The 12870-nt window shown below is 47.5% G+C and carries 7 protein-coding genes, 1 pseudogene and 1 riboswitch; of the genes and pseudogenes, 2 read left to right on the plus strand and 6 right to left on the minus strand.

Annotated elements, in window-relative coordinates; translation table 11 throughout:
- The coding region (locus AXFE_RS13885) for a G1 family glutamic endopeptidase (RefSeq protein WP_052606556.1) at positions 1-1208 on the plus strand (1208 nt) is incomplete at its 5' end.
- Positions 1209-1747: 539 nt separating this feature from the next.
- Here the strand turns inward: AXFE_RS13885 and AXFE_RS13890 are convergent.
- The 6 genes from AXFE_RS13890 to pcaDC all read right to left on the minus strand — a co-directional run bounded on the left by AXFE_RS13890 (position 1748) and on the right by pcaDC (position 11970).
- Positions 1748-3214, minus strand: a complete 1467-nt coding sequence (locus tag AXFE_RS13890) for a purine-cytosine permease family protein (protein WP_052606557.1) — start codon at positions 3212-3214, stop codon at positions 1748-1750.
- 37 nt (positions 3215-3251) lie between these two features.
- Positions 3252-3446: riboswitch (cobalamin riboswitch) on the minus strand.
- Between the two features lie 637 nt (positions 3447-4083).
- The gene (locus AXFE_RS13895) at positions 4084-4959 is read right to left on the minus strand and encodes a response regulator transcription factor (protein WP_160291870.1); all 876 of its coding nucleotides are present in this window, start codon (positions 4957-4959) and stop codon (positions 4084-4086) included.
- A 580-nt stretch (positions 4960-5539) separates the two neighbouring features.
- Positions 5540-5977: a hypothetical protein gene (locus AXFE_RS13900; protein ID WP_052606559.1), complete on the minus strand. Its 438-nt coding sequence runs from the start codon at positions 5975-5977 to the stop codon at positions 5540-5542.
- Between the two features lie 33 nt (positions 5978-6010).
- Positions 6011-6172, minus strand: a complete 162-nt coding sequence (locus tag AXFE_RS20090) for a hypothetical protein (RefSeq protein ID WP_160291871.1) — start codon at positions 6170-6172, stop codon at positions 6011-6013.
- A gap of 1493 nt (positions 6173-7665) precedes the next feature.
- Positions 7666-9663, minus strand: coding sequence for an MFS transporter (locus AXFE_RS13920; protein ID WP_052606563.1), 1998 nt, complete (start codon positions 9661-9663; stop codon positions 7666-7668).
- A 1170-nt stretch (positions 9664-10833) separates the two neighbouring features.
- On the minus strand, positions 10834-11970 hold the full coding sequence (gene pcaDC / locus AXFE_RS13930; RefSeq protein WP_052606565.1) for a bifunctional 3-oxoadipate enol-lactonase/4-carboxymuconolactone decarboxylase PcaDC: 1137 nt from the start codon (positions 11968-11970) through the stop codon (positions 10834-10836).
- A 207-nt stretch (positions 11971-12177) separates the two neighbouring features.
- Between pcaDC and AXFE_RS19465 the strand changes: the two are divergent.
- Positions 12178-12870, plus strand: a pseudogene (locus AXFE_RS19465) (IS1595 family transposase); the annotation flags it as partial.

The raw sequence follows: 12870 nt of genomic DNA on the forward strand, positions 1-12870 counted from the left end.
CTCCAGATGGAAAAGGCTATTGGTTGGTCGCAAGCGACGGTGGAATCTTCACCTATGGAGATGCAGCCTTTTATGGTTCAGCCGGAGCAATACCACTCAATAAGCCAATAGTTGGAATGGCAGCTACTCCAGATGGAAAAGGCTATTGGTTGGTCGCAAGCGACGGTGGAATCTTCACCTATGGAGATGCAGGTTTCTATGGATCCGCTGGATCAATACCACTCAATAAGCCAATAGTTGGAATGATTGTTCCATCGAGTAGTGCGCCGTCGACTTCGGTAGGAGGTACTCCAACCACACCTCTTGGCAATTCCACATTAGCGGTAACCACGACTTCGATTTCTGGAGCGGTGGTTGGTTTGAACTATTCCTTTCAACTTGGTGCAAGTGGAGGAGTTGGTGGCTATACGTGGGGTGGTTCGGGTCTGCCGCCTGGGTTAGCACTTTCTTCTACTGGGGTTATTAGTGGAATACCACTTGCTTATGGGGTATTCACAATATCTCTTAGTGTTGTAGACGCCAGTGGTGTCTCTGCGTCATCTTCATTGCCGATGGTTGTTGGCAACAGGTCGACTAATTGGGCGGGTTATATTGCAAGTGGAAGTGGATTCACAGGGGTAAGCGCAACATTTAATGTTCCCGCCATTCCATCTGCATTGCCGGCCAATTGTAACCTAGGGACTCCAGGACAGGTTAGTCAAAATTGTGCTTCATCTGTTTGGGTTGGCGTTGATGGCTATCCTTCGTCTAATCAAAATTTGATTCAGGCTGGAATTGCCGAGCAACCGGTAGTAGGTAGCAATCAGGTTCAGCTCTATGCTTGGTGGGAAGTGCTACCAGCGTCCGCTACCCCGATCTCATCGATCAACGTTTCACCAGGTGATTCTGTTGCGGTTTCCATTTCTCAGGTGTCTGGTGGGCAATGGCAGATCAACGTTACGGATACTACAAATGGAGAGAGTTTTTCCACCGTATCTTCTTATAGCGGGCCTGCTAGTTCGGCCGAGTGGATCGTAGAGGCGCCTCAGATCAATGGTTCAGTTGCTACTTTGACACCCTTTAGCGATGTTAAGTTTGTGAATGCGAGTAGATCGACTTCGGCAACTTTGAATTCCTTGATTCCTTTTGATATGTATCAAGGTGGTTCGTTGGTTGCTTCGCCGGGGCCGATCTCCTCCTCTGGCTCGTTCACCGTTAGTTACTTCTAGCTGCTCTTATGCCCTTGGGCGGTTTCTTGCCGGGATATGCTATCGTCTGGGCAAGAAACCGCATCCCAAGGTGTTCTTGAAGAAGGTGCTATGTTGAGATTTGATAATACGTACATAGACCGAGAGGCACAAGTTTTGGGAAGTACTTGCTCCTTGTGCAAAACGTAGCACCTATGACGTAGTGCCTATGACGTAGTGCCTTTGATTTACTCCTTGGATCTTGGTCCACCTGGATGACTAATGCTGGTGGTTGCGAGTTAGCTTTTGCTATCAATTGGTTCGAACTTTTGGAAGCTGAGATTGAAGAGTTGCATTTCAAATCAGAGAGTTAAACGATAATTGGAATTTGACTTTTCTTGCCAAACGTCCCTGTCCGAAGAAGAAGCCAGAGTTGATAGAGGTTATTTGGGACAAGAGAACCTTGGCCAAATGTTTGACTGAGAAGGTCTGATGTGGATTCCGATCACATTTACCTCAATTGCCTTGACTTTTTCTAACTCGATTTTTTCTAACTCGACTTTTTTATCTCGGCTCGGTGTTCAGAGTCGGGCTTCGTTTGTCAAGGCGACAACCGATAAGGGCTCTTTATCTTTTTTGAAGTGTCGATCCAAAGTGCTTACGGTCACATATAACCCGAGTGCTACCATAGCGCCAACTACGAATCCTAAGTTATCTTTTCCAATGGTGCCATTGCCAAATGGGCCACTAAAGACCGAAGAGTTGGTCAATGCTAATCCTGCGAATGTCCCTGTAGTCCAAGATACGAACGAATTCCAACGACTGATGAAACCACTTTTTTGGATCATGGAGCCATTTTCGGCAATGATTCCGATTGCAAAGACGACGGCCCATGAGCTAATTGGCACAGCTAAGAGTTCCACCAGACTCACCAAGGTTGTAAGGATCGGTCCTGGTTTTGTTACAATCCAAGCTCCCAATGCGACGACTATAGCAGCATCAACGAACACGGTCTTGGTGCGCTTGGTCCGAATGCCAAGAGCCAGTAGGCTTAGGCCCGAAGAATAAAGGCCAAGGATCATTTGGGCTATCAATCCAGCAATAGCCAGTGTGATATATGGGCCAACCATCCAAGTTGGAAGTAAGACGCCAAGAGCGTGTATTGGATTTTCACTTCCAGCCAACGAAGGAATCGACTTGGCGAGCAGATAGCCAAAGATTATTAATATCGAAAATGGGATCCCAGCTCCCAGCGCTGTGTAAATCGTTACTTTAAACGAAGGTTCAGTTCGTCGAAGATATCGGGAATAGTCAGCGCTTGCATTTAGCCAAGAAATCCCTCCACTTGCTGCAATTATTGAGGCTGATGCCAAAACTGAGGTGAGTGGCGCGGGATGCGCTTGATTAGAGACGCCCAGGGCGGTTTTGTTACCGACTTCCAATATTAGTAAGACTGTAGCTGACCCGGAGATCCATGCAATGATCTTTTGAATAGTGACTATCGCTCTATGGCCTAGGCGACTGGCTAATAAGGAGATAATTGTTATGGCGGTGAGGATCAGAATGGATAATTCATTTTTGTGGCTAGAAGAGTGGCTACCAAGGAATGATTCGATGGCTTCGGTCGCAATGACTGCTGTAATTGTCTCCCAACCCAATAGGCTGAGCCAACTAGCGAAGGCGGGTCCTTTGTTGAATTTGTTGCCGAAGACTCTTACGGACAGGCCGAGCATGGGTTCGCCGTAACGTTTTCCCGAGATGCTCAGTAGACCAACTGGAATGAATGATCCAATTGACGCGATTATCGCGAGGATGATCGCTTGGAGGGGATCGAGTGCCATTGCGGCCATTATTGCCCCGTATACGACGGCAACGAGTCCGATGTTCGCAGCCATCCAAATCCAGATCAGATCTCGAGGTTTTGAGATTCGGTCATGGTCGTAGATAGCTCCAAGACCGTAGGTCTCGGGCTTCCATCTTTGGTTTGGAGTTGTCTTTGACAACTGCTGACTTTCTAGTGACGTCTTTACTCTCGAAAGAAGTGACACAGTTATACCCTTAAGGTTGACTACCGCTTCCAGGGGTAGTTTACGAAATCATCGAGGCCGGTCTCCTGGCTTGCGGATCAAACGTCACTGTTCGCCTTCCCGAGGAATTCTCAGTGGCATATTGAACATAGACTCTCCGTTTACAGTGGCGGGCCCGCCTAGGAGTTTCACCTAGTTCCCGATTCTCCCTCGGTCAAAGACCGATTTGGGCACCTCATGACAACGTAGTAGAGACGATACCATTCACTAGGCGCCTGCGCAAATCTTTAAAGGCAGTAATTTGATCTATTGGGGACTTGAAGCTTTGGATAGTACGACTTTTTGGCGTTGACCCTGAAGATCTAATGTATCCAATTGACTATTTTGTCTTGGTCTGAGCGAAGGGCCTTATGTGGGTTTTGATATAAGCGATATCGGGGGGTTTCACGGTTCCACCAAGGCGTGATTAGTACCACGGATTTATTGAGGCCGGGATTGGTGACATGCCAGCGCCTGTCTAACTCTTTTATCTAGGCCTCAATGCAACGGGTAGATAGCTGAACTGAGGGAAGTTATTACTTTAGGCAACCTGATTGCGATGAAACCCACAGAGGCTTCGCGAGTTTGCATATTAGTTAGTCAAAAGTAACAGACCTAGTAGTCCAATAGATTCCCCTTGAGCAGCCTTATGTCAGCGGTACTGTCGCCTATTTCTACGGTAGTGCTGGCGGGTCCCCACGGTTAAAGATTAGGTAGGTGATCTTCTTGTTTGGTCGCTAGATATTGGCAGAGCAATGTTTTACATCTTTGCCCTAGAGTTTTTCTTCTTTTAGTGCTGATTTAGTGTGGGGGAGGGAGTAGTGGATTATCCAGATAGTTGCAATGTCATTTTAACTCACCGCTTCTATCCCCCACCTCAGTTGCCCGTCGACAAGTTGCCAGACGAGCCGACAAGCAGCCTCGCGCCTTAAGTCTTTTCCGTAGGTGGCAAGAAGGACTGCTTTGATGCGATCTTGGTCCGCATGGACGGTACCGATCGAGACATTCATAGCTTTGGCTATTGCTTCAGGGCTTGCACCATCGTGAAATCGACGGAGAAGCTCAAGGTGACGCTCGCTAAGGTTCAGCCGATAACGGATCGTACGGCGCGACCACGTTGACCAAATTTGACTTGTTATGGCAACAAGATCTTGGGTGGGAATGGCCCTGAGAACCTCGTCGCCTTTGGCGAAGAGTTCCTCAAGTAAGTGCTTCGAACTTTGGGAGAGCTCAAAGTTGCCGGGAAGGGGCCGATCATTGATGTCGGAGAGGAGTCGTGCCGCTAGCGAGCGTGAAAGATGGCGTTGGCCACCGCTGATATCACCAACTGCAATGCCAAAGTCCCCCCAGTCTAAATTGTCTCGGTCTATAAAACCTAGTGCGCCAACGCCGATAACATCGCCCACCTCGTTGGCGCGAGCTACACTGGAAAGAGCTAGGATATTTCTACCTTGTGAAACCAGTTCAGCAACGCCGGCGGCTCCTTGAAGCGCGCGTCCTTCTCGACTTAAAACAAGGTCGCAGCAGACGATTTCGGCGGGATAGTCAACGGACTCTTCAATCCGAGAGATCTCAGCGACGACGCTTACTCCTAGACGTTCAAGCGCAACGCTCAGTCCGAGAGCGGCTGTTGCGTCGTTGTCGATCACGAGTGCACGTTTACCGACACAATCGTCCCTCAACTCTTGAGTGTGTTTAACTCTCGATTGTTGATTCATGCTTGCCATCTCAATTCCCATCGGCTTCCCAGATCAGGGTCGCTTTGCACGCTTATCTGCAAGTTCACCGAACGGGCATCGTTGACTAGTCTTATTGTGTGCGTGGAGACCACTTGGTGTGTCTTGGATCGAATCCCAATCCATGGCCCAAGAGGTGTATGTTGAGGCTCATTTGGTCGGATTCTACCGCTAGTTCACAGACGGTAGCTCCGCCGTCATGAACTGCGTTGCCAAGAAAACCCTCGAGCAGCCGCAGGTCGGTTTCTGTAATGGTCAGCAGTGGCTCTTGTATTATGAGTGGGACGACTTCAAGGCGTGCTCCTAGCTGAACGGCTTGGTCGCGTAGATCGGAGAGGCCTTCGACTATTCCGGAATGGGATCGGGCATCCCCAAGAACGCCAAAGCGTGCACGGTCAGCGATTCTTCTGGCAAGCCGGCGATCTCCAAGCGCACTGGTTCCGTGTGCAAGTCTTTCACATAGACCTATGAGGTCCTCGTGGATCCAATGTTCTTGTTCGGCTCTTTCTGCCGCTCGTTCTGCTATGACCCGATCCGCTACAGCTTGGTCGAGCCGCGTGGCAAAGAGGCGTTACGCGGCGGCGACGAGTGATCCTGATATGAGCCAAAGGAGAAAACCCCCTTCGTCATTCCAGATAATTGCTCCTCTTCCTAAAGGCATTACGGCCCAAATTGCCCCTGCAATTGCGGTGATCGTTATTCCACGCCAGGACATTCCGGCACCAATTCCGGCAAGGCCAGCGATCATCATTACATATGGGGTAAAGCCATCGAGGCCATGCCTCCGTCCGAGTGGTCCTGCGCCAATGATGCTAAGTAGAGCCACGATGGCGATGATAGCTAAGTCAAAGGGGAGGATGATGCGTCCGCCGAGTTGTGCTCCCTTTCGCAAAAGTGAAATTTCACAACACCCGCCAAGAATTGCTACTGCGACTCCGCCGGCGACGGGATAGGGATGGGCGTATTGGCCAAAATAAGCAAGTAGACCAAAGATTGGGAAGCCAAACATAGCAATCCTTACTGCTATTAGAAGTCGCCTAAGCTAGATTTCAAGATCTTCGAGTGCTTCGCCTTCGTGGCTCGGGTTGAGAGTCAGTACCCGCTCAAGGCGAGAGAGAATGCCGGCGCTGGCTCGGCTTCCAGGTGTGGTCGACTCTATGGAGAGTGGTCGAAGAACTATTCTCGGTGGGCGTTGGAAAGTCATCACTGATCATGGCCTGATTGCCCCTATCGAGTAAGGAATTTTCCGACATTACACTCATAGCGCTAAGAATATTCTCGCTCGCATCTAAAGAACTATCGCAGATCTGCCAAAGATCATATGGCCCGGCATTGAATTGTTCGAAAACCTCACTCATATCGGTTTGCCTTTCTTGGCGACAGCTATCAACTACCTTAAAATATTGTGAAGGTGTAGTGCTTAATGCTTTGTGTTTATTTCAGCAGCTTCACTACCTAAATTGCACCCAAGTCGCTTTGAAGATGCCATAGGTAGGGTCGGGGCTATCTCTGCGTTACATCGGATCGGATATGATGAACACAAGGGACACTACATTCACCATCGCTACACAAAGATGTTCCTTTGGCGTGAATTTGCTCGAGCTCGGATGGAGCGGGATGCGTGGCTTTGTCTTCAGGCTTAACTTTTGAGGCTATATCTTTAGCTAAGACGGTATGTAGATTGATCATGGCTTGGCTTCAAGGAGTGTATCTTTCTATTAAAACGGTCAGATTCAGAACCTATTGGTAACGCCGGTATTTGTCTATCACCTTGAGTCGATTTTATTACAGTTTCTCGAGTTGAAATGGTGGCGGAGGTCAATGAGTTCGAGAGATGATATTGGAATTGAAATTTTTGTATGGATTTTTCAAAACCATCAGCCATGACCTACCCAGGCCCTCCAGTAAGCCTTAAGCCTCTTTAAGATAAGCAAGATTTCCATCGCTAATCTTAGGGAGTAACCATTGAATAGATCCTATCAAAAATTTGAGTTGCGAGCATTGAATACGTGATGGAAAAGAATAATTCGTTTCTAGATGTCTATCAATAAAGAGGATCGAATTGTAGATCTGCTAGTCGAGCGTTACGTCGATGTAGCGCTTTGGCTATATTTGAAATGATTTGCCAGGTCTCTTGCTTATCGGACTTTTTAGGGCAGAAAGTGGTGAGGTTAGGTCGTTTCAATTTGCTAAAGCAGCGGGCCGAAAATGGAATAAAAGTTATTTTCGAAGCTAAACTTCGCACGGATATCACTTGATGTAATGTCTAGAGGTCTAACAAGATTCCGATTTCGAAACCTATCGGTGGCTTATCAAGAGTTTCATGGCTATCGAAGTAACGAGGAATTTCGTTAAAATAGTGTTGGAAGATCACTGCGCTACCTTGAATCGAAGATTTATGTTTCAGATCGAGAGCGTTTGGGGGTCGATGAGAGGTGTTTATCCTGATGTGATTTAGGTTTCTAGAGATCTTTTCGTCTTGAGCTAACACCGTCAATCCTATTTAATTTCTAATATCTCCAAGTGTTGACCCATTGGATCCATTGCTGATCTTTTTTTAGCAATTTGAACCATCGTAGTTAAATTTTAGATCGCGAAGGTGCTCCATAAATTGGAAGACGGTCGTGAACTACTTCGAATGGAAGGCTAGTTCACGACCGTCTTAAGAGTTTTGGTTATGTGGACAGACTATGTACTTCAGACGAGATGCAAATTTTCCATCTCTTTTGCAACCATTGCTTCGTGAGCATCCTCATCCTCTTTTGCCTTTTTAGGACTCCAGCGCCCTCGCATGAGCGGTACGCTGGCTAAAAATAGCACACAAGCAGCTGCGCAGATCCAGTACCAAGTTTGCCATTGCTTAGGCGACTGCTTTGCAGCGCTTTGAACAGCTGGCGCATGAAGCTTTAGGAAGTTGAGTTGGCTAGATGCTTTTTGCAGCGCCCCCAATTCCGAGGCGTTAGCCGAAAGTGCTTGGAACTGCGTAGCGTTTGCAGCGATTGCTTTGAGCTGGGTCGCATATGGAGCGAGGCTCTGCAATTGTGAAGCTACAGCTATGACTCCCTCAATGGCGGCCTTATTCGCCGAGATTGAGGCAAGGATTGCTCCACCTTTAGCTCCGCCTCCAGCAGCGGTAAGTGCTTGGGATAAGAGTGCAGGTGGGATCGTAGCGGGATTTGAATAACCAGCCAATTGAGTGAAGATGGCCGGGTGGGCCTCAATTACGGCTAACTCCGGTGCAAATTTTTGCGCGTCAGCTAGCTGTGCTGAGTAGGTAGTGGCCGTTTGAATTATTGTAGGGTGAGACTGGGCGAAAGCGATCAAAGAGCCGTGGCTCTGGACAAATGCGAGTAGAGGTCCATGCGAGGCCGCGAAGGCAAGTTGACTTTGATCTTGCGTGGCGTAAGCCTGGACTTGAGCTCCGTATTCAACCAAAGGAGTTGCTGAATTGACGACGGCCGGGACTACCAAAAATGCTACAAAGACGATCACTCTCAAGATCCATCCCCAAACTGCAAGACCAGTCGCAGTCAGTGCCGGATTTCTGGCTTCTACTGTTTCGGTAAAGCTGGCCATCCATGGCGCATATGCGAAGGCTAGGAAGATGGAGATTCCGGCCAGTAAAAATGCAATCTCGTAGTAGCTGTTTGTGTGGCCAAGTTTGAAGATGAATACGATCGTAAGAATTATAGCTCCTATACCTCCAACGATCATGAATGGCTTACGGACCCTTACTTTGTCGGAGATTATACCCACCAGGATCAGGGCTATAGCATTGGCAGCCCACTGCCAATTGGCAATTCCGTTGGCGTTTTTGAGAGAGAAGCCAAAGACGGTGGTAAGCAGGACCGTGCCAAAGGCTACAGCCGTATAGTAGATCAAAAGCAGGATCGACACCGCCACGGCCGATATGATAATATCAGCCTTTAACATCTGGCGCCAAGGGTTCTTCAGGGAGGCCTCAATGTCGATTCCTTTTGCCCTTGCCTCAATTAGAACTCGGTCTTTAACAGAAACCATTAGCTGGTCGCGAAGGTTTGGCGAGAGCTCGCGGAGGCCGAAAAGCGCGATAACAAAGATTACGAGGCCAACGATTCCGCAGATGCGATATTCATATGGCCATTGTGTCGTAGCTGTTATGGTGGTGGAACCTACGACAGATACTACGAGACTTCCCAAGACTGGTCCAGTTGTCCAAAGTCCCATCGCGGTTGCCCTACCGGTTTGTGGCGAAAAGTCTCGGATTAGAGCCGGAGTGGCAACAAGGGCGATTCCTTCAACGATTCCGACTAGGTAAGTCGCGATAACGAACGACCATTTTGAAGTCATGGATGGTATCACGAAAGCGGTAGCGAGGCCCGTTATCAAGAGACCCGCGACGACTATGTTCGCTCGGCCGAGACGATCAGAAAGGCCAGCGGCCAGCGATCCAAAGGCTCCAATTAGATTACCAAAGGCAAGGGCTGTCACGTAAAATGTGAAGCTCATTCCTAGCTTTGGAAGCAGAATGGTCGTAACCGATCCACCCACGTAAAGTTCGTAATAAAGTGCGATTGTCACTAAAACGACAATCGCTAATTGCACCATGCGGGGTCCAAACTCTGGATAGGACTCAAGTCTTCGATTGGTAAGACTAAAGCCGGATCCTCCTTTGGGCGTTTCCCCCGAGACGCGATCAGTTACTGATGTAGTCATATATTTCCCCCCAAGATTGCACTTACAACCCCCCGGTTGATTACTGCACCAAATTAAATTCTGGTGTCAGAACCGATGATACAACATGGAGGATCGGTATTGCGTGACATTTGACACATATGGGTACTCCTTTTAAACCAACGTCGAAAAATTGGTGATTTTAATTTCGCGTTACTCTGAGTCGAGGCAAGCGAGCCTTCGGGGGTAAATGACGAGATCGTAGCTCTAATTCAGAATAAGCACATTGCCTGCCTCCAGGGAGCGTCTTTGACTTTTTGCGGGGCCTACCATCTTTTTCGGCGACTGCTAAAGCCATGATTAATTATCACCTAGAGTCTAGAAGTCGTATAGAAAGTCTTTAATTCCACCGATCACGAGTCGATAAAGCCACAACATTGCACCAATAGCTCTAAACAATCATTTCGGGGACTAGGTATTGCAAGAGTAGGGACATTACCACCTCTCGGGTGAATTAGCTCAATTGCTAATGCAGCAATAGAGCTAATCCTGAAAGAACTCTTCATGGAAAGATAAAGTGCCCCTCATTGGTTCTTGTTTCTTTGGCGCTTTTTGTGGATTGAGATCGCCATTTACCCCCGATCGAAGATGTTGAATAACCCTCGGATCACTACCGCGCAAGTGACCGAGGAGGAAGATAGATCGTCGCCTCTTTATCCATAACTCATCAGTCGCCATTGCCAATCCAAAAGGTCCGTCAATATCTACTTGTCATATGGACGCGGTGCTCGAAGTTACTAGGCGCGAATTTAAAAGGTGAGAAGGTGTCGAACCTGAATCTAAGAGACCATATTTTACCAAGATAGGTATTACGATAATCTTAGGTGTGATCACTATCTTGCATATGACTCGGGCCATTTCTCAATCACTACGAATAGTTCAGCGTTGAAATGAAAAGCTATAAGGGTAATCGTAGCCACTCCAACCGATGGCTAGTTTGATATGGCTTTTTAGTCTTGTGCCTAAGGCTGCAATAGTTCTACTACTACCTAAAAGTTCTTGGCTTGACATGAACGGTTAGGTAATTCGCCAGGTGCAATGGGAATTTGCATTCAAGTAAAGACAATCCAAACACCACTGTTGCCAGCTAAAAGCCAAGGCTTAGCGGTGGGTCTCCTTGTCATGGTCGAGATTGGAATTGAGTCGCGTTTGCTACCATGTGGCTGGGTCCTCGCTTAGAACTTTGCTGGCAATTTCGAATGCTGAATTTGAAGCAGGAACACCAGCGTAAATAGCAACATGAATAAGTATCTCGCTCAGTTCAGCCTCCGTAATGCCATTCCTAAGTGCTCCTTTGATATGAAGGTAGAGCTCTTTTTCGCGACCAAGCGCCGTTAGGGCGGCAATCGTGATTGCCGAGCGCATCTTTAGATCTAGCCCGGGTCGTGACCAGACTTCGCCCCATGCATAACCTGTAATGAAGTCTTTGAAGTCTTGATCGAATGAATTTGCAGTAGCTATGGATCTGTCGACATGTTTGTCTCCAAGTACGCTTCGGCGGATTCGAGATCCCCTGCTGGTTTGGGAGTCTAAGAGGAAATTCGATACGACTTGATTAAACTGATCGGGTTTTTCAATATTCAACAGGTGCGATGCGTCGGGAACTATCGTTAGAGATGAAGATTTGATGGCGCTGTGTGTCTCAAAAATCATTGATGGTGGCGTTACTGGATCCATGGAGCCGCCTACGAGCAGTGTTGGCGCTGTTATCTTTGCTAAAAGGTGACGTTGGTCCATGTGGCCAATTGCCTCTGCGCACCAAGCGTAACCTTCGTCAGGAATCGATTCGATCATTTGTATAACCGAAGAAACTTCTTGCGGGTGAGAAGCTATAAAGGCTTCGCTGAACCATCGTTTGATCAAAGCTTCGGCGATAGATGCAGTTCCGCTTGTCCTAACGGTGTGGGCCCGTTCTTGCCAACCTTGCAGCGGAGGTAGATAAGAAGATGAAGATGATACTATCAGCTTATCTACGAGGTTTGGCTGGTTGGCCGCTATATTCATGGCTATCATCCCACCTAGTGAGAGGCCACATAGCGATACCATATTAAGGTCCAGATGCTTTATGAGATCAACTATGTCGCTTCCAAGTTCTTGGATTGAGTATGGTCCCGACGGTGGTTTTGTATCTCTCGTATGGCCGCGAGTGTCGACTCTGATTACCTTGAATCTCTGAGTTAGGAAGGGTAGTTGATATCTCCACATATCCATCGTGCTACCGAGCGAGTTTAGGAGTACGAGGGGTGGCGCTGAATCTGGTCCATCTATTTTGTATGAGGTTGGGATCATTGATTTACCTTTTTTCGATCTCCTATTAGGGCACAGCCATTATTTTGATTTTCATCACCATTCCCGGCTTTGATCGATATTACCAAAAAGCTAAGGCTGAGGCATTTTGTTTTGTTTCATACTTATCAAGTTTCGTAAGTTTCGCCTCCACCGAGACCAGATTGGAGCTAATCTTTAGTAGAACAGATGTTCGATAAAGGAGGCATGGTGGATATCTCAGACTTTATGGTACGCTTCGCTTCAGAGGAAGCATGTGAAGATCATTTGATCAAATTGCTTATGCTATGAGGGATTTAGATGCCCAAAGTGTGACTCTGACCAGTTTACCTTAATCAGGCCAAACCATCGAAGAAATGCAGCATCTCGAGCTCCACTTTTTCAATGTAAATCTTGTCACCGTCAAACTAGCGTTACCTCCGGAACCATCTTCCATCGAAGCCATATCTCTTTATCCAAGTGGTTCTCCGCTATCTATCTATTGTCCAACGACAAGCGTGGTCTTTCGGCTACTACCATTGCTAAATTCGTTCAAGTATCTTATTCGACTGGCTGGTTGATGCTAAATAAGCTACGAAAAGCAATGACTGACCGAAATGGTTTATATAAACTTGGAGAAAACGCCTGAGTAGATGAGTTCTTTTTAGGTGGTGAGAGCCATGGCGAAGGCAGAAGAGGAAAGGGAACAAAACAAACCAATGTCCTAATTGGAGTGTCGATTAGCAATGGTGCTCCTACTCATTGCTTCATGGAAGTAATCAAAGATACCACTGCTAAATCACCCAAAGATGTTTTTGTGAGACGTTTAGATTCTAATACCAAGCTGATAAGTGATGGTAACCCAAGTTACGGGGTATGTGCTGAAAGACCTTGGACTAGCGCACTGGTTCACTCTATCCAAAG

This window comes from Acidithrix ferrooxidans, from assembly GCF_000949295.1.
GTDB lineage: Bacteria > Actinomycetota > Acidimicrobiia > Acidimicrobiales > Acidimicrobiaceae > Acidithrix > Acidithrix ferrooxidans.